The sequence below is a fragment of the Planctopirus limnophila DSM 3776 genome (assembly GCF_000092105.1).
Taxonomy (GTDB): Bacteria; Planctomycetota; Planctomycetia; order Planctomycetales; family Planctomycetaceae; genus Planctopirus; species Planctopirus limnophila.
In genome coordinates, this window is the sequence record NC_014148.1 from 3136879 (window position 1) to 3161347 (window position 24469).

Consider the following 24469-nt stretch of genomic DNA (forward strand, 5'->3'; position numbering starts at 1 on the left):
TTCGAGAATTCTTTCTACGACGATAGATACGTGATGTTCGGAAAATGAAGAGGTTCAAAACCTGTTGTGTGAAAGCGTCTGATTACGCAATCGAAGCGACGGCCTTTTTGGCAGCGTCAGTCAGATCCAGACCTGCCGTGATCTTCTTGCCACTTTCCGCCAACATCTTGCGGGCCAGTTCCACATTGGTTCCTTCGAGCCGAACCACCAGCGGCACCTGAATGCCAATCTTGTCGTAGGCCGTCAAAAGTGCTGTCACAATCGTGTCGCACTTCATAATGCCACCGAAGATATTGACCAGAATCCCTTTGACGTTCTTATCAGCGAGGATAATGCGGAAGGCTTCCGTCACCTGATCCACATTGGCACCACCACCCACATCGAGGAAGTTGGCTGGCTCACCGCCGTGCAGCTTGATCAAATCCATGGTCGACATCGCCAGCCCGGCACCATTCACGAGGCAACCAAGATTGCCGTCAAGCTTGACGTAGCTCAGTCCCCACTTCTGAGCTTCGATTTCCGAAGGCTCTTCTTCGGCCAGATCTCGATAAGCCAGCACGTTCTGATGGCGGAAAAGTGCGTTGTCGTCAAACGTCACCTTGGCATCGAGAGCCAGCAGTTCACCTTCTTCCGTCACGACCAGCGGATTGATTTCCGCCATGCTGCAATCGTTATCGAGGAAGAACTTCGAAAGCTGCCGGAAGAACTTTTCGGCATTCTTGAGAGCATTCCCTTCCAGCCCCAGAGCAAAAGCCAGCTTGCGGGCCTGATAGCCTTCCAGACCATAGACGGGATCAAACGCTTCGGTGAGAATCTTCTCCGGATGATGGGCCGCCACCTCTTCGATATCCATGCCCCCTTCCGAAGAGACAATGATGACAGGGCCGGCCACTTCGCGATCAACCACACAGGCGGCGTAGATCTCGCGTGCAATCTTCAGACCCTGCTCGACCAGCAGCGTCTGAACTTTCTTACCCTCTTCACCCGTCTGGATCGTCACGAGGGTATTGCCCAGCATGCGACTGGCATTGGCAGCTGCATCCTCAGCCGACTTCACCAGCACCACCCCGGGCTGCTCGGGCTGCTCTTTAAACCGACCCTTCCCTCGACCACCCGCATGAATCTGCGATTTAACGACAGCGACTGCTGTTCCCAGTTGACCGTAAGCGGCCTGAGCCTCTTCAGGTGTCTTGGCGACAATTCCGCGTGGTACAGCCACTCCGGCTTTGGCCAGAAGTTCTTTTGCCTGAAACTCGTGAATCTTCATGCATTGTTCCGTTACTTCGGTGGGCCCTGTCTCAGCACACTCTGAAACAGGTCGACAACCAGTTTCCCTGACGTGATCCCATGGGCTATTGTGCCCTTGCAGCGTCTGAGATGATATCGGGGCGGAGAGTGAGCTTCCAACAGACTCTGGCGAATTGGCAAAATTCTAAAGATCGAGAGGCTTTCACTTTGACGAAAGTCCTCTCACTCACCTCGTTTTCGACATCTCTCCAGCAGAAAATACGAAATCTGGCCACCGGCAGGCACCCACAGGAAATGCTTTTTTGATGCAAGTTTTTCAAGAGATCACGGAAACTCTTTCTCGCTGGCACCAGAAACAGGCCAGAAAGATCGAAAAAGCCGTTGAGAACCAGACCCTTCTCCTCGGCGAGGCCATACAACTGGCGTGCCTCATCGAGGCGACCTCACGCAAAGCCGGGAATGTGCATCCCTGGGCATCATTTGACGACCTTTCCTACGTCGATTTCTGCCATGCAGGCGAATCACTGGCAAAGTTCGGTAGCCAGCTTGCGCTAAATCCCCAGCCGAGCCAGGAAACCCCCGGCTCACTCGGAACGTGGATTGAACAGGCCGTGGCTGCATCGCACAGTTCCTCGACATCCAATGTGAACCTCGGGATCGTCCTGCTGATCGCTCCCTTGGCCATGACCTGGCGAACTGGCATGACCCCGCGAACTGATACAACACTGACGAACTGGCAGGAGGCTGTTGCCCGCTTAATCGCCACATCAACCACCGCCGATGCAGCCGCCATGTACCGGGCAATTATGGCAGCCAAACCCGGCGGGCTCGGAAAAAGTGCCACACAGGATGTGAGAGAAACTCCCACCGTGACACTCCAGGAGGCCATGCATCTCGCTCGGGATCGTGATCAGATTGCCGCCTGCTATGACGACGGTTTCGCCAGCCTGTTCCAGCATTGGTTGCCACGCTTAAGCCAGTGGATCGATGAGCTGAGCAAAGCGAATGCGGAATCCTGCTGTCTGACCTCAAGCTGGGAGTTTCCACCCGCTGCGTGGGAAGTCGCCACCATCGGATTACAACTGGAACTGCTGGCACACCACGGCGATTCTCTGATTGCTCGCAAACTGGGGCCTGAGTTCCATTCCGAGGTTTCCCTACAGGCCCAAAAGATCCTGGAAGCCGACTGGCCCTATACTGCCACTGGCTGGCAGCTCTATCATACTTTTGACCAATGGCTGCGGGCAGACGGCCACCAACGCAACCCAGGCACCACCGCCGACATCATCGCCGCCACCTGGTTCGTTTACCTTCGCATGGTTTTATCTCCGTAGGATTTTATCTCCGTAGTAGGGTCCGCTGTGCGGACCACAATCAACAAGCCACCTCACAAACCTCCGTGAATCAACTGGATTTCTGACGAACCAAAAACTATTTCGAGTCCAACATGGTCCGCACAGCGGACCCTACTTCACAACCAACTTCAAACTTCAAACTTCAAACTTCAAAGAACCCCCACCATGCCCGAATTCCGCGTTCGCGTGACCAAAGATCATCTCGTTTTCAGTGCGGCCCACTTCATCACCTTCAACGGCAACATCTGCGAGCGGCTCCACGGCCACAACTGGCGAGTCGCCGTCGAATTGACTGGCCCGCTCGATGAAAACAGCTATGTCTTCGATTTTATTGCACTCCGGGATGCGACGCAGAAGCTCGTCCACGAGCTGGATCACAAAGTCCTTTTGCCGCTCCAGCATCCGACCATCAAAGTCGAAGTTGGTCCGAAAGAAGTCGAAGCGAAGTTCGAGGATCGCCGCTGGGTCTTCCCGCTGGAAGACTGCGCCCTGCTCCCAATCGCCAACACGACGGCCGAACTTCTCGCCGACTGGTTCGCAAAGCACTTGTGCGAAGTCGTCCGCGCATGGCCGGGCCAGCAGGTGAAGTACGTACAGGCAGAAGTCGAAGAAAACTTCGGCCAATGGGGGATTTGCAAGGTCGAGGTGTAGGCGTGGGAAAAAGGGAAGAAGGTGGGAAGGGAAGAAGCCAGAGTTTCGTCGCGCAGTTCCGTAGGGCAGGCTCCCGCCTGCCGATGACGACCGTCCAAACGTAGGGTGCAAGGAGTCCTCGGAATGCACCATCCTTGCGTTGATCAGCCAAAGATGGTGCCTTGGAAAATACATAGCAACTCGTTATCGATTTTTGGAATGTTCCCTGAAGTTGAGCCAAAATTCGCGAGCCTCTCTCATGCCCCATGCCGTGCTGCTTGGCGATTCGATTTTCGATAATGCGGCTTACGTGGCCGAAGGTTCGCCGGTGATTGAGCACTTACGGAAAAGGTCGCCGACAGACTGGCAGGCCACACTTCTCGCCCGCGATGGAGCCGTCGTGGAGAATGTTCCCCGGCAATTGCAAGCCATTCCTGATGGGACTACCCATCTGGTACTCAGTGCCGGAGGCAACAACGCTCTCGAAAGTGCCCCACTCTTCCGTGCCAGCGGAGCGGATCTGCCAGCACTCCTTGATGACCTGGCGGAAATGCAGCGACAGTTTCAATCGGAATACCGCCAGCTACTTCGTCTGCTGGCTCACCGCATTTCGAACATTGTCGTCTGCACGATCTATGACGCCATCCCGGGTTTGCCGGACACGGATCGGATGGGATTGTCTCTGTTCAACGATATCATCGTTCGCGAGGCGGTCTTGGCGGGATTTCCAGTGCTCGACCTGCGGCTGATCTGCGACGAAGATCGTGACTACTCTTCCATCTCCCCGATCGAACCATCAGAGATCGGAGGATCAAAAATTGCCCGTGCGATCGCTTTGATTCTACGCAGCCATGATTTCTCACTGGGTAGAACCGTGATTTACTCCTAGATTTACCTTAAAAAGTTCCGTAGGGCAGGCTCCCGCCTGCCACTTTCGGCCCCCAAGTCTTGGGTGAAAGAATCCTCGGAATGCACCGGCCTTGCCGACGTTTCTCAACAGGCTGATTCCAACGGTAGAGCCGACTCTTCCAACTCCGTAGGGCAGGCTCCCGCCTGCCGATGGTGTCGTCTTGAATCCACGCTGCATGGAGTCTTCGGAATACACCATGCTTGCACACATCACGAAGTTCGTGCATGCGCGTGCACTGTGATGGTCGATGGACGTGATATGCCCATTTTGCGGCATCGGCAGGCGGGAGCCTGCCCTACAGGTTGACTGATCGCCGCGCCCGGAAACAGTGGGTTGCCCACCCCAATCGCCAAGCTGGAAGAGGACGAAGATGATTCAGACGCAATGCTGCGTGGTGGGTGGCGGGCCGGCCGGCCTGATGCTGGGCTGCCTGCTGGCACGCTCAGGAGTCAAAGTCATCGTGCTGGAAAAGCATGGCGATTTCTTCCGGGATTTCCGGGGAGATACCATCCATCCTTCCACTCTCGAACTCCTCTACGAACTGGGGCAACTGGATGCGTTCCGCTCCCAGGTTCCTCACCAGGAGTACCCGAGTCTCAAGGTGGTACTCGATGGCCACGTCTTTGATGGGCCTGATTTCACCACCTTGCCGACACATTGTAAGTTCATGGCAATTGCTCCCCAGTGGGATTTTCTCAACTTCCTGGCCGAATACGCCTCGAAATTTGAGACCTTCCAACTGATGATGAACACCGAAGCGAAAGACCTGGTGTTCGAGAATGGGGAGATCGTGGGAGTGAAAGCGATCCACGACGGCGAAGAGTATGAAATCCGTGCCGATCTCGTAGTCGCTGCCGATGGTCGCGGCTCGCGATTACGTACCCAGGCCGACTTGAGCGTGCAGGAAATCGGTGTCCCCATCGACGTCTTGTGGTACCACCTGCCTAAAACCATGGAGGACCCGCAAGGCCATGTCCTCGGTCGAGTGGGCAACGGCCAGATGATGGTCACGATTGATCGTGGAGATTACTTCCAGTGCGGCACAGTGATTGGTAAAGGCAAGCTGAACCAGATTCAGGCCGATGGCCTGGAAGCTTTCCGCGAGAAGGTGGTGCAACTGGCCCCATTTCTGGAAGAAGCCACGAGATCGATCAAGAGCTGGGATCAGGTCAAACTGCTCTCCGTCCAGATCAATCGGCTCGATGAGTGGGCCAGACCTGGCTTCCTTTGTATTGGAGATTCCGCCCACGCCATGTCGCCAGCCGGTGGCGTCGGTGTGAACATGGCCATTCAGGATGCCGTGGCGACATCAAACCTGCTGGGAGAAAAGCTCCGCGAAGGGAAAGTGACACTGGACGATCTGCATCTGGTGCAACTGCGCCGTGAGAAGCCCGTGAAGTTTATCCAGAAAATCCAGGCTTTCGCTCATGCGAAAATCTTCAACCCCAATGAAGGTTTTCGCGCCAAAGGGGTGGGCATGTGGATCTTCCGCTGGATGATCTTCTTCATGGCGAATCCCGTGCGCCGACGCATGGCCCGCATGATCGGCCTGGGCCCCTTGCCAGAACACATCGAAACTGCCGAATACCACTCATGAAGCCGAGCTTCACGATCAACCCCGAGGTTCGACATGAGTCGCAGGTCACGCCTTAATGATCTGCCAATCGTGAGTTAGATCGACCAGCAGCAGAGCATGGGCCATGGCCACACAAACAGGAAACTCTTTGATAGATCGGCCGATGAGCACAACCTCCCATCCCCCTGAAGTTCTCGCAGCCAGTCCTGCAAGGCAAAATTCAGGCTCCCCATCGAAACCCAGAGCTTTGCCGATTCGTTATTCGACTTTCGAACTGCTGGGCTCGCTCATACTGCTCTTTCTGGCAGCGCCATTTCTCGAACGCATGCCACAGAAAGATCTGATTGAATCCGTACTCATCACACTCGTGATGACCATGGCCATCATTGCCGTCTCCGAAAAGAAATCGGCATTGATTGTGGCCTTATCACTGGCCATCCCGACGCTGGCTATGAAGTGGATCAATCACTTTTCGCCCCGACTCCTCGGCCCGGAAATTCATCTGGTCACGACCACGATTTTCTTTCTGTACGTGATTGCCCAATTGCTGAAGTACATCGTGAGAGCACCTCAGGTCGACCAGCGCGTCGTCTGCGCAGCCATTTGTGGCTATCTCATGCTCGGCATGGCCTGGATCCCGCTCTACATGCTCGCAGATGATCTGGCGATCAGTGGCGTCGCCTTTCAGTTCAGCACACCGAGCGAACCCGACCACCGGATGCATGCGTTCAATGCCCTCTACTTCAGCTTCATCACTCTGACAACAGCCGGCTATGGCGATATTATTCCCATCTCACCACTGGCACGCATGCTGGCCATGATCGAAGCGATTACGGGCGTCTTCTACATGGCGATTCTCGTGTCGCGGCTGGTTTCCGTCTATTCGACCTTACCGCCGCATGAGCCGAAGACAGCACCCGCACATCCAGACGCAGAGTAAATCCCACGAAATGAGTCAAACGCTTTCCATGAAAAAAAAGCGATCTGTGTGCCATGCTTGCAGCCTGCCAGTGTTAATACTGGGCAAGCATGTCTTCGCTTCGGGTGGCAGGGGTCGGATGTCTTCATCCGCCCCCTGGTCATTCGGCTTCACCAGCGCAAATGCATCTGAACACATGCTTCATGACCGTTGAGAAAGTTCGCCACAGACGCACAAAGTTTAATGATCTGGGGGCAAACGAAGATGTTTAACCCCCAACCATCTCATCGATCTCCAACCCAGCCGCCATTGAGATTGGCGAAACTCAACGTCCCCCGCTCCCATCAGAACGGGAGCAAGGGCCAACTGTTGAAGTCGATTCAGCGCTTCGACGGCCAGAATCAGGTTGAACCGCGAAGGCAGCTCAGGCACCCGGACGCATGTGAAGATATGCCGACAGCACGTCGTACAGGTCTGGGGAAATGGCCACTTCTTCGTCTTCGAAGTCGTTGAGCCACGCACGATTAAATCGTGACGCATCAGCCAGAGCACGACGGATTTCGCTCAGCCGGACAGGGACTCGGTTATCCTGAGCCAGGCACTCGCTGTCATCACCCGTATAAAGTCGAAGTCGGTGTCGCATGATTCCTCCTTGAAAGGCAGCGACCTGATTTCCAGTAACCACTCCCGGTTACAACTCGCATCGAAATCGAACCCGAAGTTCAATCTTCCATCTGAGCTGTTTCATGTGATCGACCGGCGAGAGCCGCCGAAATCAATCAATTTGTTCCGAAAAGTGGGATCAAGCCGCAAGCGTCAGTTAATCATGGCAAGCATGCTCTTCCAGCGATGCCTGACATGAGGCTTACGCTAATCCGTCCCATGGATTTAGCGTTAGGCCAGTTGTTCAGGCAGAATCGGCAATCACTCTCCAGTGACTGCACCACGATCGGCAATTGCAGCCGAAGATCACAATTCGCAGCCAGACCGATGAGAACAATTGAAAGAATCGCTATTGTCGGTACTGTTTCGACAGACCATGGCACGCACTGGCACTTAAGTTGTTCACACGCCACGATGTGTGGACACGCAAGCGTGTGCAAAGTTTGCCCAGGCCAATCGTTGATTTGTTTCATGAGAGACCGACTTTCCAATTTTCTGATACCACTTTCCTGATCCATCGAGACATCACGGATGCCGTCTCCCGCACCATTAACGGATCGAATCGCTCAAGCTCTGCAACTTCGACCTGCCCAGGTCGAAGCAGCCGTTCGTTTGCTCGATGAAGGGAACACGATCCCGTTCATCACCAGGTATCGCAAAGAAGCCACCGGCAATCTCGATGAAGAGAAACTGCGGCTTATCAGCGAAGAGCTCACGTCCGGGCGTCAACTGGAAGAACGGGCATCGGCCATTACCCGCTTGCTTCAGCAGCAACAGCAGCTCACGCCAGAACTGGAAGCCTCCATTCGCGGGGCGACATCACTCAAACAACTCGAAGACCTCTACCTTCCATTTCGCCCCAAGCGAAAAACCCGGGCCACAATTGCCAGGCAACGTGGGCTGGAACCGCTGGCCACACGCATTCTGCATGATGATCGGACATTGGGAGATTTGCAGCAGGCCGCGAAGAGTTTCATCTCCACCGAACAGGGGTTGAACAGCGTCGAAGAAGTTTTGAGTGGTGCTCAGGATATCATCGTCGAGTGGATCAGTGAGAACTCAGCAGTTCGCGAGGCGTGCCGACAGGTTCTCCGTCAGACAGGTCGACTGCAATCCACGGGGATCGAAAAAGCGACACCCCAGATGCAGGCCGAGTACCGCGACTACCTCGACTTCTCCGACATGATCATGAAAATCCCTCCTCATCGGCTGCTCGCACTCAATCGAGGTGAGCGCGAAGAGGTTTTGCGCATCAAGGTTTCGTGGGATAAACATCGCGCACAGTTTGTCACTGGCAAAATTCTGAATGTCGATGCCCGCTGCTACAACCAGTTCATGAACGAGGCGATTGCAGAAGCACTCGAACGGCATCTGCTCCCTTCGCTCGACCGGGAACTACGCAAAGACGTCACACTCAAAGCCGAGAAACACGCGATTGATGTCTTCGCCAGAAATCTTCGCAACCTTTTGCTCCAACCTCCGTTATCACCCCAGCGGGTGCTGGCCATCGATCCTGGTTTACGAACGGGTTGCAAGCTGGCTGTGCTGAACGAAACCGGCGATGTCCTCGCACTCGATGTGGTCTACATCACCGGCAATGCCGACCGGCAACTCGAGGCACGCAACAAGATTGTCCAGCTGGTTCGCGAGCATGGCATCAAAACCATCGCGATTGGCAACGGAACGGCCTGCCGCGAAACGGAAGAACTCGTGGCACAGGCTATTCGCGATGAACTGCCCGATGTGCATTACATTATCGTCAATGAGGCCGGGGCGAGCATTTACTCCGCCAGCACCATTGCCCGCGAAGAATTCCCCGAGCTGGATGCCACCGCTCGAGGGACAATTTCCATTGCCCGCCGCTTGCTGGATCCCCTCAGTGAACTCGTCAAGATCGAACCTCAACACTTAGGTGTCGGCATGTATCAGCACGACATTCCGCCCAAACAATTGAAGTCGGCTCTCGATGGTGTGGTTGAATCGTGTGTGAACTATGTAGGTGTCGATCTCAATACGGCGAGTGCCTCGTTACTGCGGTATGTCTCGGGGCTGAATCAACTCCTCGCCAAGCGAATTGTCGATCGACGCAAAGTTCGTGGGCCATTTCGAAATCGGGCCGAACTGCTCGAAGTCCAGGGGATCGGCCCCACGATCTTCACTCAGGCAGCGGGCTTTTTGAAAGTCGCCGGGAGTGAACCACTGGACGGCACGTGGATTCACCCGGAGAGCTACCCAGCCACCAAAACCCTGCTGGAAAAGCTGCAGGTTCCACTCGTCGAATTAACCGGCGAAAACTCCACCAATCTATGGCGGAGCCAGTTGCTGCAGCAGGCCGAACAGATCAAACAGCAACCCACCGAACTGGAACGTCTGGCCAGCGATGTGCATGTCGGCATGGAAACTTTGCGCGATATCCTCGACTCGCTGCTAAGGCCCGGGCGCGATCCGCGCCTCGACCTGCCCAAGCCGGTCTTCAGGCAGGACATTCTGCGATTTGAAGACCTCGCGGAAGGTGTCGAACTGGAAGGGACCATCCTCAATGTGGTCGACTTTGGTGCATTTGTTGACATTGGCTTAAAGGACAGCGCTCTGATCCACGTTTCCAAAATGTCGAATCAGTTCATTCGCAACCCGCACGAAATTGTCTCGGTGGGAGACCGCGTCACCGTCTGGGTCGCGGACATTGACAAGGAACGTCGACGGGTCGGATTGAGCCTGATACGACCTCAACCCTCTCTGTAACGATCGCCCTGAGCGAATTTAGGCCGTAAGCCACGAGAGCCGAAGGTTCAATCGCTCACTTCTGCGTGTTGCCAGGAGTCGATGTGATCGCTGAACGACCATTCTTTTGTCGATTTTCCGTGATCACTCGCTGAAACCTGAGCGAAACGAAGTCGGCACACCACTTGCTTAATGTTACATCCACGTCAGTCGGGGATGAACGGGTGATTGATACGCTTTCCATAAAATAAGGGCGATCTTTGTGCCATGCTTGCAGCTCTGGGCAAGCATGTTTTCACAACCAACAACGCGCTGTGATTTCCTGGGAAACGTATTAGATCTCAGGCTTGCACGCTATCCCCGAATTTTAGCGAGGCTTTTCAAGGTCGCCCCACCGAGATTTGCTTCATGACTGCTGAATTCGCACGACCCTTTTGAGGAGAAACATGATGAAGAGTTTAATGAGCGGTGCCGTGGCGATGACGTTGATTGCCGGCTTGGTGGGATGCAGCGAAAGCCCGATGCAGCCGCAGGCTGATATGATCCGGCACGAAACAAAGCGTGTGTCCAATGATAGCCGTAACGAAGCGAATAGCGCAGCCGAAGCGATTCGCAATCAGACGGGAAAGACCATTACGGGTGAATCAAAGTCCGGCGTCGCGGAAGACACGGCTGACTACATTGAGAAGATTGGTGAGCGGAAGGCCGATGCCGTCGAGAAGGCTGGCGAAAAGAAAGCCGATCAACTCGAAGAAATGAAGCCATAAGCGAACCAACTCATATAACGATATCCGCCGGATGGAAAGTAACTTTTTCAAGTTCTTCCATTCGGCGGTTTTTTCCTTTTTGAATAAAGAAAACGCGGTGATCTCACCTCCAAATAGGCCCATTTTTCTATATGGATTCCAATAACGAGTGCGCATTGGGTGGCTGGGGTTGAGTCTTCTAACCCCCAGCGATCTTCGACCGGGTGGCTGGGGTTGAGTCTTCGAACCCCCCAGCGATCTTCGACCGGGTGGCTGGGGTTGAGCGTCTTCGCGAACCCCCAGTTTTTGCCGATGACCGCTGCTTGTAGCTGGAATTCGTATCAATTTGTATTGATCGATGCCGCTACCGCATTACGGCAAGTATCAATCAGTGCCGCACGATCCACCGGCTTGGAAATATAGTAGTCACATCCTGAATCGAGGCAGCGTTTCTTGTCCCATTCCATAGCATGCGCCGTTAAGGCAATAATGGGGTGAGTGAATCCTTTCGTCCGCAATGAGCGTGCCAGGGTATAGCCATCCATTTCAGGCATCTGCATATCGGTCACAATGAGATCAAACAGACCGACATTCTTCAGAGAACCTTGAATCGTTCCGTCGGATGTCATCGCTTCGAGTGCCAGTTTCCCGTTGTCAAACACCGCGACATCTGCGCCCGCCTTACGAAGATGAAAAGCAATGAGTCGCTGATTATCCAATCCATCCTCAACGAGAGCGATGTTCAAGCCATCCAGCGGGAGCTGTTTGACAATCTCCACTGCCAACTCTTCTTTCACCAGTCGTTTCGTGGAACTCTCGGGCTTGACCTCTGTGACGACTTCATGTGGCGCTTCAGCCAGCCCCGTTGAAATAGTGAGTTGAAAGACACTCCCCTTTCCTGGCTCGCTGCTGATCGTGATGTTTCCACCCAGAAGTTGAGCCAGACTTTTGCTGATGCGCAGTCCAAGACCAGTGCCGCCAAACTTGCGCGTGGTGCTGGTATCGGCCTGCACAAAAGCGCCGAAGAGTTGACTCATCTGCTGCGGAGTCATCCCGATACCAGTATCAACAACATCGATCACGATTAAGCCCGGAAAGGTATTCGCATCGGTATGCACCTTCATCGAGACTTCGCCATGCTCGGTAAACTTGATGGCATTCCCCAGCAGATTCACGAGAATCTGCTTCAGCCGCACAGGATCCGTATGGATGATCGTGGGCAGTGGTTCCACAAGGTTCAAACGGAGATTGATCCCCTTGCGAGTCGCCTTGAACTGCATCAGGGATTCGACATCTTTAACTAGATACGCGAGATCCGTGGGAATCTTCTCGACAGTCATCATGCCAGCTTCGATCTTCGAGAGATCGAGGATATCGTTAATGATCTCCAGAAGATGGTCTCCGTTGCGGCGAATCGTCTCAATGCACTCGATACGCTCAGCCGAAGTCGTCCCGGCCGGATCACTATTCTCGGCCAGGAGTTCCGTATAGCCCAGAATCGCGGTCATCGGCGTGCGGATTTCATGACTCATATTCGCGAGAAAATCGGTCTTGGCACGGTTGGCCGATTCGGCGGCATTCCTGAGACGCTCCATTTCCTCAGCGTGGCGTTTGAGTTCCTCCTGATGTTGATGCTGCTCAGTGATATCACTTTCAATCGCCATAAAACCCGAGATCTCGCCACGTTCATCACGCAGTGGATCGATTTCAATGCGAATATAGTATTCTCGCCCGTTCTTGGAGTAGTTCACGACTTCTTCCGTGACGGGAAGCCCCTGGCGGATCGCATCACCAATTCGTTGGATCGCCATGGGGTTGGTATTGGGACCTTGCAGAACGTCTCCCGGTTTCTTCCCGCGAAGGTCTTCAATCGTATAACCGCAGATACGGGTGAACCCTTCATTGATCCATTCGACACGGCCCTTGCGATCGGTGATCACCACACCATTCGCTGTGCGGCGGGCGATCTCCGCTAGACGGTTCACCTCGGAGGTGCGGTTCCTCACCTGCCGCTCCAGTTCGACGGCCCTCGACTCAACCGCCTCACGCAACTGGCGCTCCAACCTCTTCGATGCAAACACCTTCCCGAACGATGCGAGATTGGTACAGAATCGCCAGGAAAAGATATTGAGTGCCAAAAGGAAGAATGCCAGCAGCCGGTAGGCGGGCCACACAAACATCAGCATCGACATGGCATAGCCGCAGATCGCGCAGAAGAGAAAAATCGCGGCCAGATCGAACAACTGCTGATTGCGATCCTCAGCCCGCTCGTCGAAGTACGATCTCATCCAGAAAATAAAAATTCGTAGATAGGCCACAATCACCGCGGCATTCAGCACCAGCAGCGCGATGATCCACGGCCAATCACTTGTCCCCTCAGATGTGAGCAGACAATGTGTGCGGGGCATGTAATAGCCGCCACCAGTGAAGAAATCGACAATCGATGCACCAGTCCGCGACGGTGCATGATCGAGTCGATTGACCGGCGATATCGCAGAAACCGGCACACCGAAAGCAGAGGCCGGAAGCGGGCACATCTCATGGGTACTGGCCAGATGAGCCGTCTGGATAAATTTCGGACACGATGCCAGTGGCGGCGAGTCGCTAGGGTTCACGCTCGATGAGGGAAGCAGAGAATCGCGTTCAGAATTGAGCGAGCAGGATCGATCCCAGAGAATCAGGCCGAGAAACGAGAGAGCGACGGCTCCCGCAATCCAGCGCGGATCGCGGGCACACCTCGAAACTCGAGGGTTGTCTGGCGGACTAGGCGGCACCGTACGGCTCCAGGAAATTGTTACGCAAAGAATTCAGTCGATTTCGGCATAGCCCTTATGAAATTCTTCGCCACTGACAGACTTCCTGAATCAGTTCACCACTCTCATCATCAGCCCGAACAGTGTTTCCACTCACGCTACACTTGGAAAAGGTGGCATTGGCGAAAGAGTCAGAACATAATCAAGCATTCAACGGGTGGCACAGCCTTGGGTGGCACGACCCTGAAGGCTTTGCGAAAGGGCGTGGTCTTTCCACTCCTCAACATCACATTGTGGTGTACCACCGAATGGCCGGATTCAGATCTCCTACTCCGCCTCCCGGCCACAAAGTGTTGCCAGCTCAAACGCTTCCGCGATATGTTTTGCCGACGTGACAGCATATTCGCCATACACAATCAGCGTCCGTCACCTGTGGACAAACCACGACGTCTGACCAGTCTTCAGCCACACATTGAAATCAGTGCTCACACAAATTTGTCACAAAAGACAGCAAGCCTGTTTGTCGGTATCTCTCATCTCGCCGTTGATCTCTGGAAAGCGTACCAAACTCACCTCTGCAAAGAGAGATTCACATCATGCAGCCAAAACAGCTCTCCGAATGTGCCGCAGCCATTCACCGACTCCTCAAACACGCCCGAATGACATGGCTTCTAGGTTCTCTGGCCTTCATGGTATGTGATGGGAATTCCGCTGCCTGTCAGGCCTCCGATCCACCCCTGGAACAGACGGCAAACGCCACCGAAGTCTTCTCCCTCTCGGAAATCTCTTCGAAGCTGAAGGAGCTACCACCCAGCCTCGCCCAATGGCAGGGCTTTCCCGTCCATCAGCTCGAAAGTGGTGGCAGACAGGCCATGATTGTCATGCCCAAGATGGCACACAACATTCCCGAAGGCCGCGGCAAGCCCTGGGTCTGGATTGGCGAGTTCCCCCATGTGCTCAATGACTTTGAAACCCGCATGCTGCGGGAAGGGTTCGCCATTGTCTATTTACCCACTCCCAATCAGTTCGGATTAGCCCCCGCCATGAAAGCGTGGGAAGAATTCTATGACCGTCTCACGCGCGACTATGGCTTTGACCAGCAACCCGCACTCGTCGGCATCAGCCGGGGTGGCTTATACGTTTACAACTGGGCCTCCCGGCATCCCGACAAAGTCTGCTGCATTTACGGCGACGCCCCGGTGTGTGATATCCTGAGCTGGCCCGCTGGTCAACCTGTCAACGCCCAATACAAAGGGCCAGGCAGCGCTCCCAATTGGAAAGCACTCAAGGAAATAGCCGGGATCGCCAGCGATGCCGAGATCGCCAAAGCCGGCTTAAGCCCGATCGATCAACTCGAACCCCTGGCCAAGGCAAACATCCCCCTGCTCCATGTCTATGGCGATGCCGACGAAGTCGTACCCTGGGATGAAAACACGGGAGTACTCGCCACCAGGTACAAGGCCCTGGGTGGCGAGATCACCCTCATTCCCAAGCCCGGCGTCAAACATCACCCCCACGGACTGACCGATTCCACACCTATCGTCGAATTCGTTAAGAAAAGCTGGCTGAAGCAATAGCCGCCGTTCGTAAAAATGTGCTGGCACGCTTCCCCGATATCGAGCATGATCGAGAGAGTGAATTCTCGCACAGGCCACGGGAGCGACACGATGAAGAGCACATCACTTGATCAACGCAGCACTCGACGTGGCTTCACTGCCCTGGAACTGATCGTCGCCCTCGGCGTAATCGTAGCACTGGTGCTGTTTCTCATGCCCGCCACAAGGCGAGGGCGAGAAGCTGCAAGGCGAACGCAATGCCGCAACAATCTCAAACAGATTGGCCTGGCATTACATAACTATCACGATCAGCACGGCGTCTTCCCACCGGCATTTACAGTCGATGCAGCAGGAAAACCTCTCCATAGCTGGCGCACGCTGATCTTGCCTTATCTCGATCAGGCAGCCCTCTACGACTCCATTGATCTCTCGAAACCATGGGATGATCCCGCCAATGCTCACGCGAAAGAAACCGCATTGGCCTGCTACAGGTGCCGAAGCAGTATGCTCCCTGCGGGCATGACAACCTATGTGGGTGTTGTGGGAGAACAGAACTTCTTTTCACCCAACCATCCCCGGAAACTCTCTGAGTTTCCACCCGATAAGACCTTTCAACTGATCGCGATTTTCGAGCGGGACGACCAACGGGCGGTTCACTGGATGTCTCCCGAAGATGGCACAGCCGCCGAACTCCTCACACCTCCGGCCGATAGAAAAACCGTCCACACTGGTGGATTCAATTCACTGCTGGCTAATGAGCGTGTCTATTTCGTGAGCAAAGATCTCCCCCAGGAAACACTCAAAAGCCTCCTCTCCATCGACGCCCCACTCTTGAAGGACGACTTTTAGCATCGCCTTCAGTGTTGCGGGAAAGCCCCCTTCTGCCGCCAGTTTCGAGACCAGCTCTCGTAAATCAAAAGTGGCACCACCCAACTGAGCCAGTTGGCCACCGGATCAAACATCTCGGGATCGATCCACGAAATTTGCGCGTGAGTCACCAGCGCTGTCCCCACAATCAGCCTCAAAGTAATCGCCGAGCAGAGCAGGATCATCGTGCGTTCCATCCACCGGCGGTGCCGAGCGTATTGCCGCCGCACAGCCGCTCGCCAGCCCTGGAGGATGCAAAGGCTCGTCAGGATCGACAGTGTCGCCAGCGAAAACCCGCCGATCGGCCCGGAGGCCGCCCAGTACGACATCACCAGGCCGCTCGGCGTCAGCACTCCCACCACCATCAAGACCTGCACTCGGCCCAGCCAGCGATGAAACACAGGCCACCGGCTGCGGATCTTCCCACTGAGCAGTACCAGCCCGAACACAATCGCTAATGGCCCACTCACAATATGGGTATAAAAAGCCCAGGCATAGACTCCAAAAAAGTACCCCTCTCGATTCCGCAAAAACTCGGCGTCGAAATCAGGGGGCAGGTAATCGGGATAATTGCTGACAATCCCGATCGTCACTCGCAAAATGAGCAACACGACCGTCGCACGCAGTAATAGCAGCAGGATGTAAAGTCGAGGTTCTGACATAACCGGCATAGACTCACCGGGCGTTGACCATTTGGCACAGAAGATAATCAGTGCACACGATTCAGAATGTTGTACTCCTCAAAAGCATACCATGACCACAAACCCCCATCCCCATGAGAATCTCGATCTCAAGCCCGTGCTGGAAGCCGTCCTCAAAGATTACGAACTCCCGCTGACGGGTGATCACGGCATCATCCATTGGGCCCGTGTGCTGGAAAACGGCTTATTGGTCGGTCGACACGCCGGCGCGAACCTGCGGGTCGTCTCCCTCTTCGCCGTGCTTCATGATTCGCAGCGGATCAACGAATGTTCCGACCCTGCTCACGGCCCACGAGCAGCTCTCTTTGCCGAGGGCCTTCAAGGCCAGGTGTTTCAACTTGATGCCGGCGAGTTGGAACTTCTGAAAACCGCCTGCCGTGGCCATACCCACGAGAAGCACCATCCCGACGTCACCATTCAGACCTGCTGGGATGCTGATCGTCTAGATCTCGGACGCGTCGGCATCACCCCGCACCCAAACTATCTCAACACCAGCCACGCCAAATTAAAAGAAACGATCCTCTGGGCCGATGGCCGCGCCAGCATGAGATTCATTCCAGAATTAATTCAAAAAAACTGGGGTATCGATGTGCGGCGAATCAGGGGCTGAGTTTTTTGATAAGCAATGCTTTGACAGGTTGCACTAAGTCATTCGCAAAACGAATCGGCAGCCAAAAATCGGCGCCGGGTAGCCGGTTTGTGAGGGTTTGGCGAAGGCCGAATCGTTGCAATTCGTCTGGATGGTTGAACTTCCGGTCCTTGGCTGCTACGGTTCAAACGTGAAATCGACATTCTAAGAAGTGTCGTTTCGTTTCCAGGGTGCTTTCTCACCTTGGTTTACAGTGTTTTTCTCGGTCTGATCCGCTGGCGGCACAGCCTGCTGCCATACCTTCGCATGAGAGGCTAGGGATTACGGTATGTCGACGAAGTACGTCTATTTCTTCGGAGCTGGCAAGGCGGACGGTAACGCCAAAATGAAAAACGAGCTGGGTGGCAAAGGGGCCAACCTCGCGGAAATGACCAACATTGGCCTTCCAGTCCCTGCTGGCTTCACCATCAGCACTGAAGTCTGCACCTACTATTACGCTCACGAAAAGACCTATCCGCCGGAACTCGAAGCTCAGGTCGATGCCGCCATGGCTCAGGTCGAAAAGGCCATGGGCAAAAAGTTCGGCGACACCACCGATCCCCTGCTCGTTTCCTGCCGCTCCGGTGCTCGCGAATCGATGCCCGGCATGATGGATACCGTGCTCAACATCGGCTTGAACGACGTCACTGTCGAAGCTCTCACCAAGGCTTCCGGCAACGAACGTTTCGCCTGGGATAGCTACCGCCGCTTCGTCCAGATGTACGGCGACGTCGTCATGGGTCTCAAGCCCGAAAAGAAGACCGATATCGATCCGTTCGAAGAACTGCTCGAAAAGAAAAAACACGCAGCGGGCGTCCACTTCGATAACGAACTGAGCGTCGCTCAGCTCAAGGAACTCGTGGCAGAATTCAAGGCCGCCATCAAGGCCAAGACCGGCCTCGACTTCCCGACCGATCCTAAGAAGCAGGTCTGGGGTGCTGTGGGAGCCGTGTTCAGCTCCTGGATGAATGACCGAGCGATCGTTTACCGCCGCACCTATGGTATTCCTCACGAATGGGGTACCGCTGTTAACGTGCAGGCGATGGTCTTCGGCAACCTGGGCGATGACTGCGCGACAGGCGTGGCACTCACCCGCGATGGTGCTCTGGGTACACCCGGCTACTGCGGTGATTACCTGATCAACGCTCAGGGTGAAGACGTGGTGGCCGGTATCCGCACCCCGCTGCGAATTGAAGAAACTCTGGCCAAGGATATGCCCAAGGCCTTCGAAGAACTCGACTCCATCGGCAAGATTCTGGAAGGTCACTACAAGGACGTTCAGGATATCGAGTTCACAGTCGAGAAGGGCAAGGTCTGGATGCTCCAGACCCGTAACGCCAAGCGAACTGGTTTTGCTGCCGTTCGTATTGCGGTCGATCTCGTCGAAGAAGGCAAGATCACCGATAAGGAAGCGATTTCGCCCAAGCGTATCCCTGCAGACGACCTGAATCAGTTGCTGCAGCCCGTCTTCGACCTCGCTGGCAAGAAGGCCGCACAAGCAGGCGGAAAACTCCTCACCAAGGGGATCAATGCCGGCCCTGGCGCTGCCTTCGGACAGATCGTCTTCCACGCTGATGATGCTGAAGCAATCTTCCTCAAGAATCCTAAGGCCGAGCTGGTTCTCGTTCGCCGCGAAACCACTCCTGAAGATCTTCGCGGGATGAAGGTTGCCAAGGGTATTCTGACAGCTTTCGGTGGTGCCAGCTCACACGCCGCACTCGTCAGCCGCCAGATGGGTAAGGTTTGCGTGGTCGGTGCTTCCGAGCTGAACATCGACTACGAAAAGGCCACCGTCACCGTGGGTGGCAAGACCCTTAAGGAAGGGGATTTCATCTCGATTGATGGTTTCACTGGCGAAGTCTTCGAAGGCAAGGTCGATACCAAGCCCAGCGAAGTCATTCAGGTCCTCATCAGCAAGACGATGAAGCCCGAAGAATCGGAAACCTATCAGCGATTTGCCAAGCTGATGAGCTGGGCTGATAAGTACCGCACTCTCAAGGTTCGCACCAACGCCGACGAGCCCAAGCAGGCCACACAGGCTGTTTCGTTCGGTGCCGAAGGGATCGGCCTGTGCCGTACCGAGCATATGTTCTTCGATCATGTCGATGAATTCCGCGAAATGATTCTGGCTGGCGATCTGCCATCTCGCGAGAAGGCACTGGCCAAGCTGCTCCCCTTCCAGCGTGAAGACTTCTACGGCCTCTTCAAGGCCATGAATGGTCTGCCAGTGACGATTCGTCTCCTGGATCCACCACTCCACGAGTTCCTGCCACACGATCATGCCTCGCAGGCCGATCTGGCTGCGAAGATCGGCATTCCAGCCGATTACATCTCTCGCCGCGTGCATGAACTGCACGAGTCGAACCCGATGCTCGGTCACCGCGGCTGCCGCCTGGGGATTGTTTACCCAGAGATCACCGCGATGCAGGCCCGGGCCATCTTCGAAGCCGCTTGCAAGCTGAAGAAGGAAGGCCTGACTGTGATTCCTGAAGTGATGATTCCGCTCGTCGGATACGTCGCTGAATTCAAGAATCAGGAAAAGGTCGTTCGCGAACAGGCCGAGAAGGTCTTCGCGGAAACTGGCGAAAGCGTCGAATACCTCGTCGGTACCATGGTCGAAGTTCCACGTGCCTGTGCCACAGCCGATCAGATTGCTGGTGCCGCTGAGTTCTTCAGCTTCGGTACCAACGATCTGACTCAGACAACTCTCGGCATCAGCCGCGACGACTACGGTGGGTTCATCAACCACTACAAGGAAAACGACATCGTCCCGAACGATCCGTTCCAGATGATCGATCAGGCCGGCGTCGGCACACTCATGAAGATGGGTGTCGAAAAGGGTCGCTCGGGCCGCCCAGGTCTCAAGATCGGTATCTGCGGCGAGCACGGCGGCGAGCCATCCAGCGTCGTCTTCTGCCATAAGATTGGCCTCGACTACGTCAGCTGCAGCCCCTTCCGAGTACCCATCGCCCGCCTCGCAGCCGCACAGGCCGCTCTGGCCGATGCCAAGTAAACGGAAGGTGCAGATCCTCGACTCATGAGTTCGCTCACCGGGTTGTGTATCAAGAATTATTCATGGCCGGTGTCAGCTTCGCCTGACACCGGCCATGCTGTTTTCTACAGCCAGTATTCCCAGAGCCATCTCTTCCCGTTTGCACCTCCATGGAATTGCCTGGGCATGACATCCAGATCATGCCCACTCATCATCATTTGGCAGACGAACAATGAGTTCCGAGATGATCTGCAAGAAGTTCATGGTAGACTTTGGCGGGTCACAAAACGTTCTTGCCAGAAATCCTGGAGCGCAAAGGACATCATCAGATGCCGCTTGAACTTCCTCCACGAGAACCATTTCGCCGCACGAATCTCCTCTGGCTGTATGGCCGCCGTCTATTGATCTGGCTGCTCGTGCCCTATGTGTTGGTGCATCTGCTCCTCATCACTTTTCAGCGGCAGTTGATCTTTCAACCCACAAAAACAGCCCCGCTTTCAGGTCACCTGGCAGGTGCTGGCCTGATCGATGTGCAGGATGTGAAGATTAAAATCAGCGATGAACTCACTCTCCACGGCTGGTATTACGAGCGGCCTGCCACAGCCGAGACTCCCGCCAGGCAACTGTTAATCTACTTTCCCGGCAACTCGGGCACCCGCAGTGACCGGCAGGAGATCTGCCTCGATCTGTTGAGACTGGGTTACAACATTCTGATCTTCGACTATCAAGGCTATGCCGAGAACCAGGGATCACCTTCGGAGCAGCACTTCGCCAGCGATGCTCAAGCGATCTGGAAATTCGCAACCACACAACTCGGCTATTCGCCCGAAAAGATCACACTCTTTGGGGAATCGATGGGAGGCGGTGTGGCCACTCGACTGGCAGCCGAACTCTCTGAAGCCAAGAGCCCACCGGCGGCCTTGATTCTCAAATCAACCTACTCATCCATCCCCGCAACCGCTCGCTATCACTACCCATATCTGCCCCTCTTATCACTCTTCGTCTGGGATCCATTCCCTTCGATTGATCGAATTGGGAAAGTGACCTCGCCGATCCTGCAGTTTCATGGGACCGCCGACCGCATCACGCCCTATTTCGAAGCCGAACGACTCTTCGCTGCTGCCCCTGAACGATCAGCCTCTCAGGTAGCGAAGCAGTTCGTCACGATCCCCGAAGGTAGCCATAATGGAGTGCCCGAAGAAACACTCAGGCGGGAAATTCAAAAACTGCGGGCCAACATAGCGCAGCCCATAACCCCTCCAGAGAGTTCTAACTAGCCAGATCGGGAAGAACAGGAATCAGACGCCCATCTTGCCGCCACCTGAGCATGGCGATAGATCCATTCGTACGATCCACGTCCCCATGAGTTGGCGAGACGTAGCAAGGAGAAGAAAATGACCACCATCATTAATGATCCTGAGATGGCCCGCCGCCTCATTCGCCAAAGGCGTGCGCGTGAGATCATCTGTGAAACCGCAGGACTGAAGATTTCCCTTCGAGCAAATACCACGCGCCGTCTGCTCTGCTTACGATCACTACAAACCGGTGAAGAATGGACCGATTAATTTGTTTTTGGTGATTGATGACAGAGGCAGTTCATTTGGCTTATATATAGAATTCATTGCCAGTAGATGCATTGCGCCAGAACAGCTTTGTGCCATGCTTGTAGCCTTGGACAAGCATGGCTTCGCATTCAACAGAGCGCTATGATCTTATTAGAAAAAGCCTGACTCACACGTTGAAGCTTCTCCGCACAATCATCGACGGATCACAGCCCGGCGATTCATCGCTTTCGTTCTCAATCGATCGCATCTTTCATGCGGCGGCCACTTCTTCCAGGCAGCTTCAAATTCTTCCTCGATCTCTGTTGTCACAGGCACCGCCACCGTCGGCCCCCACGACGATTGCACCACACACGGCAACCCTGCTCCCATCAAATGCTTCGCCAGATCTCCCATAAGTGGCGACGAAAACACACTCCCCTGCACTGCCGCAAAATGCTCGCCCACCAGCCGACCATACTCATGCAGCCCCGTAGCAAACTCCCCGAAATTTCGCGACTTCAGCCCCGGCAAGATCGAAAGCAGCGTCAGCGCAGCCAACCGATCGGTCATCGCCTGCGGGATTGGCGACATCTCACGAAACGCCTTCAGCTCGGCCTCGCCCGATAACCCCGTCGAATTCTGTGGAGAGATGAGCCACCAATTCCACTGCTCTGGAAAATCCATCCGAACGACGATGGAATCCCGCTTGTGAACCGCCTGATCCGTGGGACGATTGTGCCCCGCATCGACCAGAAAACCGCCGGAAAAATAGCCGAATTGACCAATCGACGAACGCGCCCCGCGTCGCGAGAGGCGAAAAACCTCGTCGTTGGCCAGCGTGAGGCCCAGAAATCGGGCCCACCCATCGACCACCGCCATCGCCAGTTGAGTCCCAGAACCCAGGCCGGCATGATGAGCCAGCGGTCGTCGAACTGTCACCGCCAATGGTGGCTGGCCCGCAAAGGGTTCATTAACGCGTAATAGTGCCAGAAGCCGCTGAATGCGGGCTTGAGTCTCGCCATCCGCCACAACGCTATCGCTGTCCTGCGCTGCTGCCGCAAAATGAATTGACCAACCAGGAGATTCCAGCATCACACCCAGCCCGCCAAACGAGCGATCGTGGGCAGGGTCTGTGGAGAGGAGCCCAAAGTGCAGTCGGCAACCGGTTTCCACAATCATTTCAGCATTCATGAGCATCTGCTGGCAGGTTTTGAGCAAAGGCTCGTTTCGAGCCCATCAATGACATGTCATTCTCACGGACTCCAAAACCTTAACTCGATTACGGTCTGTTCGCCAGACGCTGTTCGATGATGGACATCACCAGCTCCCACGCTTCCCGTTCGCGAGGGCCACCTGTCTTATCGACCAGAGGCTGCCAACGCCTGATCTCTTCCCAGATCACTGCCGGTTCGAGAATCGATGTCCGCGTCGCCAGAATGATCGCTTCCAGGACGGCGTGCCGGGCGCGATGAAAGCCCACGAAGGGCCTGACAATTCCTGAACTGGCAGCCTGCATGATAATCGTCGCCCTCTGCGATCCAGCGTCGATCGAAAGAACTTCCAGACTCCACCACTGGCAGCAATCCACCAGCCGATAACCCGTCGAAGGAGCATCGAGAGGCATGATTGGCGGCAGCGCGAATGGCTCTGGCAACGATTCTTTCAGTGCAGCCCGCGCCAGCAGCAGAACATCATCTGTGGTGTGAAAAGTCGCCTGGGGAACAGCCTGCAGATTCGCCAGCGTGGTCGAAGGATAAAACGGCCTCAAAGTGAAACGTGTGAGCTCTGTTGACGATTGTTCGAGTGATTCGACAATCGGGCCCATCGGAGCCAGATTCAGTTGACCCGTGGCGTTCGTCGTGAGCAATAAACCTTCCAGAATCACAGGGGCCCCTCAAAAAAATAAGCAGGCAAAAGCCGGTAACACTCTGGCAGATTTCAACTTCACGCACAAAACTGCATCTGGGCAGCTTACGCAACTTTGCGACCGAACGGAACGGAGCGAGAGGTTGTCATTCCTGCCACTGCAAAATCCGTTTCTGCATGCGGTGGGCACCTTCTACCCGTGCCGAAAAATGCAGAAATCGTTACAACTGACATATAAGCGGGAGCCTGCCTGCGACATGTCGCCACTCTCCTGAACAACAGACATCGACTGGAGCCTCTCATGAACACCAACCTCTTCCCCACCAGCCGCTTGAACATCAAGACCATCGCCAGCGTGGCGCTGCTTGCGGCCATCGTTTCCTCGCTGGTTCTTCATTCCGGCGAGGGAAATCTGCGAGGTGCGGAAGCCCGGGCTCCCGAGAAACTTTTAAGGCATATCGTGCTCTACAAGTTCAAAGAGACCACCACGCCAGCTCAAGTCCAGGAAGTGATCGACACCTTCTCGGCTCTCCCCAAACAGATTCCACAAATCGCCGATTTCGAGTGCGGCTCCAACGTCAGCCAGGAAGGCAAGTCCGAAGGGATGACCCAGGCCTTCGTCGTCAGCTTCCGCTCCGAAGCCGACCTGCAAACCTACCTGACACACCCCGCACACCTCGCCTACGTCAACGTCGTCAAAGATAAACGCGAAAAAGTCCTCGTCTTCGACTACTGGAAATAACCCAACTCCCAGCTCCGTACTTCCAACTTCCAACTTCAAACTTCAAACTTCC

The 24469-nt window shown here is 55.0% G+C and carries 20 protein-coding genes; 14 read left to right on the forward strand and 6 right to left on the reverse strand.

Annotated features, from left to right (window positions below; translation table 11 throughout):
• Positions 1 to 82 precede the first annotated feature (82 nt).
• Positions 83 to 1267 carry an ADP-forming succinate--CoA ligase subunit beta gene (sucC, locus tag PLIM_RS12400; RefSeq protein ID WP_013110663.1) on the reverse strand — a complete coding sequence of 395 codons (1185 nt, stop codon included), beginning with the start codon at positions 1265 to 1267 and terminating at the stop codon, positions 83 to 85.
• A 286-nt stretch (positions 1268 to 1553) separates the two neighbouring features.
• On the opposite strand from sucC, the gene PLIM_RS12405 reads away from it, so the two are divergent.
• From PLIM_RS12405 to PLIM_RS12425, 5 genes are all read left to right on the forward strand, one after another.
• Positions 1554 to 2582, forward strand: a complete 1029-nt coding sequence (locus PLIM_RS12405; protein WP_013110664.1) for a triphosphoribosyl-dephospho-CoA synthase — start codon at positions 1554 to 1556, stop codon at positions 2580 to 2582.
• A 186-nt stretch (positions 2583 to 2768) separates the two neighbouring features.
• The gene (locus PLIM_RS12410) at positions 2769 to 3254 is read left to right on the forward strand and encodes a 6-pyruvoyl trahydropterin synthase family protein (RefSeq protein ID WP_013110665.1); all 486 of its coding nucleotides are present in this window, start codon (positions 2769 to 2771) and stop codon (positions 3252 to 3254) included.
• 238 nt (positions 3255 to 3492) lie between these two features.
• The gene (locus PLIM_RS12415) at positions 3493 to 4122 is read left to right on the forward strand and encodes an SGNH/GDSL hydrolase family protein (protein ID WP_013110666.1); all 630 of its coding nucleotides are present in this window, start codon (positions 3493 to 3495) and stop codon (positions 4120 to 4122) included.
• Between the two features lie 391 nt (positions 4123 to 4513).
• On the forward strand, positions 4514 to 5740 hold the full coding sequence (locus PLIM_RS12420; RefSeq protein ID WP_013110667.1) for an FAD-dependent oxidoreductase: 1227 nt from the start codon (positions 4514 to 4516) through the stop codon (positions 5738 to 5740).
• A gap of 142 nt (positions 5741 to 5882) precedes the next feature.
• Positions 5883 to 6659: a potassium channel family protein gene (locus PLIM_RS12425; protein WP_041401677.1), complete on the forward strand. Its 777-nt coding sequence runs from the start codon at positions 5883 to 5885 to the stop codon at positions 6657 to 6659.
• A gap of 403 nt (positions 6660 to 7062) precedes the next feature.
• Here PLIM_RS12425 and PLIM_RS12435 read toward each other — a convergent pair whose 3' ends face one another.
• Complete coding sequence (locus PLIM_RS12435; protein WP_013110669.1) at positions 7063 to 7281, reverse strand: hypothetical protein; 219 nt, start codon at positions 7279 to 7281, stop codon at positions 7063 to 7065.
• 551 nt (positions 7282 to 7832) lie between these two features.
• Between PLIM_RS12435 and PLIM_RS12440 the strand changes: the two genes are divergently transcribed.
• A complete protein-coding gene (locus PLIM_RS12440) occupies positions 7833 to 10043 on the forward strand; it encodes a Tex family protein (protein WP_013110670.1) in 2211 nt (736 codons plus the stop codon).
• A 425-nt stretch (positions 10044 to 10468) separates the two neighbouring features.
• Entirely contained in the window at positions 10469 to 10789 is a 321-nt protein-coding gene (locus PLIM_RS12445; protein ID WP_148227092.1) for a hypothetical protein, read from the forward strand.
• Positions 10790 to 11109: 320 nt separating this feature from the next.
• Here the strand turns inward: PLIM_RS12445 and PLIM_RS22890 are convergent, their stop codons facing one another.
• The gene (locus tag PLIM_RS22890; RefSeq protein WP_013110672.1) at positions 11110 to 13542 is read right to left on the reverse strand and encodes a PAS domain-containing hybrid sensor histidine kinase/response regulator; all 2433 of its coding nucleotides are present in this window, start codon (positions 13540 to 13542) and stop codon (positions 11110 to 11112) included.
• Positions 13543 to 14117: 575 nt separating this feature from the next.
• Here PLIM_RS22890 and PLIM_RS12455 point away from each other — a divergent pair.
• Together PLIM_RS12455 and PLIM_RS12460 are read left to right on the forward strand one after the other, a co-directional pair.
• On the forward strand, positions 14118 to 15098 hold the full coding sequence (locus PLIM_RS12455; protein WP_013110673.1) for an alpha/beta hydrolase family protein: 981 nt from the start codon (positions 14118 to 14120) through the stop codon (positions 15096 to 15098).
• Positions 15099 to 15188: 90 nt separating this feature from the next.
• Positions 15189 to 15926, forward strand: coding sequence for a DUF1559 family PulG-like putative transporter (locus PLIM_RS12460; RefSeq protein ID WP_013110674.1), 738 nt, complete (start codon positions 15189 to 15191; stop codon positions 15924 to 15926).
• Between the two features lie 8 nt (positions 15927 to 15934).
• On the opposite strand, the gene PLIM_RS12465 is transcribed toward PLIM_RS12460, so the two are convergent.
• Complete coding sequence (locus PLIM_RS12465; protein ID WP_013110675.1) at positions 15935 to 16606, reverse strand: DUF2306 domain-containing protein; 672 nt, start codon at positions 16604 to 16606, stop codon at positions 15935 to 15937.
• 91 nt (positions 16607 to 16697) lie between these two features.
• On the opposite strand from PLIM_RS12465, the gene PLIM_RS12470 reads away from it, so the two are divergent.
• From PLIM_RS12470 to PLIM_RS24420, 4 genes are all read left to right on the forward strand, one after another.
• Positions 16698 to 17255: an HD domain-containing protein gene (locus tag PLIM_RS12470; RefSeq protein WP_013110676.1), complete on the forward strand. Its 558-nt coding sequence runs from the start codon at positions 16698 to 16700 to the stop codon at positions 17253 to 17255.
• A 307-nt stretch (positions 17256 to 17562) separates the two neighbouring features.
• Positions 17563 to 20286, forward strand: a complete 2724-nt coding sequence (gene ppdK / locus PLIM_RS12475) for a pyruvate, phosphate dikinase (protein WP_013110677.1) — start codon at positions 17563 to 17565, stop codon at positions 20284 to 20286.
• 308 nt (positions 20287 to 20594) lie between these two features.
• Positions 20595 to 21542, forward strand: a complete 948-nt coding sequence (locus tag PLIM_RS12480; protein ID WP_013110678.1) for an alpha/beta hydrolase — start codon at positions 20595 to 20597, stop codon at positions 21540 to 21542.
• A gap of 117 nt (positions 21543 to 21659) precedes the next feature.
• Positions 21660 to 21830 carry a hypothetical protein gene (locus tag PLIM_RS24420; RefSeq protein WP_013110679.1) on the forward strand — a complete coding sequence of 57 codons (171 nt, stop codon included), beginning with the start codon at positions 21660 to 21662 and terminating at the stop codon, positions 21828 to 21830.
• A gap of 192 nt (positions 21831 to 22022) precedes the next feature.
• On the opposite strand, the gene PLIM_RS12485 is transcribed toward PLIM_RS24420, so the two are convergent.
• On the reverse strand, positions 22023 to 23000 hold the full coding sequence (locus tag PLIM_RS12485; RefSeq protein WP_013110680.1) for a GHMP family kinase ATP-binding protein: 978 nt from the start codon (positions 22998 to 23000) through the stop codon (positions 22023 to 22025).
• An 88-nt stretch (positions 23001 to 23088) separates the two neighbouring features.
• Positions 23089 to 23694, reverse strand: coding sequence for a DUF447 domain-containing protein (locus PLIM_RS12490; protein ID WP_013110681.1), 606 nt, complete (start codon positions 23692 to 23694; stop codon positions 23089 to 23091).
• A gap of 282 nt (positions 23695 to 23976) precedes the next feature.
• Between PLIM_RS12490 and PLIM_RS12495 the strand changes: the two genes are divergently transcribed.
• A complete protein-coding gene (locus PLIM_RS12495; RefSeq protein ID WP_013110682.1) occupies positions 23977 to 24417 on the forward strand; it encodes a Dabb family protein in 441 nt (146 codons plus the stop codon).
• Positions 24418 to 24469 lie beyond the last annotated feature (52 nt).

Excerpts from the sequence above, each read along its gene's own strand:
- PLIM_RS12410 (WP_013110665.1), top strand. The coding sequence starts at position 2,769 with ATGCCCGAATTCCGCGTTCGCGTGACCAAAGATCATCTCGTTTTCAGT.
- PLIM_RS12460 (WP_013110674.1), top strand. The coding sequence starts at position 15,189 with ATGAAGAGCACATCACTTGATCAACGCAGCACTCGACGTGGCTTCACT.
- PLIM_RS12435 (WP_013110669.1), bottom strand. The coding sequence starts at position 7,281 with ATGCGACACCGACTTCGACTTTATACGGGTGATGACAGCGAGTGCCTG.
- PLIM_RS24420 (WP_013110679.1), top strand. The coding sequence starts at position 21,660 with ATGACCACCATCATTAATGATCCTGAGATGGCCCGCCGCCTCATTCGC.
- sucC (WP_013110663.1), bottom strand. The coding sequence starts at position 1,267 with ATGAAGATTCACGAGTTTCAGGCAAAAGAACTTCTGGCCAAAGCCGGA.
- PLIM_RS12405 (WP_013110664.1), top strand. The coding sequence starts at position 1,554 with ATGCAAGTTTTTCAAGAGATCACGGAAACTCTTTCTCGCTGGCACCAG.
- PLIM_RS12445 (WP_148227092.1), top strand. The coding sequence starts at position 10,469 with ATGATGAAGAGTTTAATGAGCGGTGCCGTGGCGATGACGTTGATTGCC.
- PLIM_RS12415 (WP_013110666.1), top strand. The coding sequence starts at position 3,493 with ATGCCCCATGCCGTGCTGCTTGGCGATTCGATTTTCGATAATGCGGCT.
- PLIM_RS12480 (WP_013110678.1), top strand. The coding sequence starts at position 20,595 with ATGCCGCTTGAACTTCCTCCACGAGAACCATTTCGCCGCACGAATCTC.
- PLIM_RS12455 (WP_013110673.1), top strand. The coding sequence starts at position 14,118 with ATGCAGCCAAAACAGCTCTCCGAATGTGCCGCAGCCATTCACCGACTC.
- PLIM_RS12420 (WP_013110667.1), top strand. The coding sequence starts at position 4,514 with ATGATTCAGACGCAATGCTGCGTGGTGGGTGGCGGGCCGGCCGGCCTG.
- PLIM_RS12440 (WP_013110670.1), top strand. The coding sequence starts at position 7,833 with ATGCCGTCTCCCGCACCATTAACGGATCGAATCGCTCAAGCTCTGCAA.
- PLIM_RS12470 (WP_013110676.1), top strand. The coding sequence starts at position 16,698 with ATGACCACAAACCCCCATCCCCATGAGAATCTCGATCTCAAGCCCGTG.
- PLIM_RS12465 (WP_013110675.1), bottom strand. The coding sequence starts at position 16,606 with ATGTCAGAACCTCGACTTTACATCCTGCTGCTATTACTGCGTGCGACG.
- PLIM_RS12495 (WP_013110682.1), top strand. The coding sequence starts at position 23,977 with ATGAACACCAACCTCTTCCCCACCAGCCGCTTGAACATCAAGACCATC.
- PLIM_RS12425 (WP_041401677.1), top strand. The coding sequence starts at position 5,883 with ATGAGCACAACCTCCCATCCCCCTGAAGTTCTCGCAGCCAGTCCTGCA.
- PLIM_RS12485 (WP_013110680.1), bottom strand. The coding sequence starts at position 23,000 with ATGAATGCTGAAATGATTGTGGAAACCGGTTGCCGACTGCACTTTGGG.
- ppdK (WP_013110677.1), top strand. The coding sequence starts at position 17,563 with ATGTCGACGAAGTACGTCTATTTCTTCGGAGCTGGCAAGGCGGACGGT.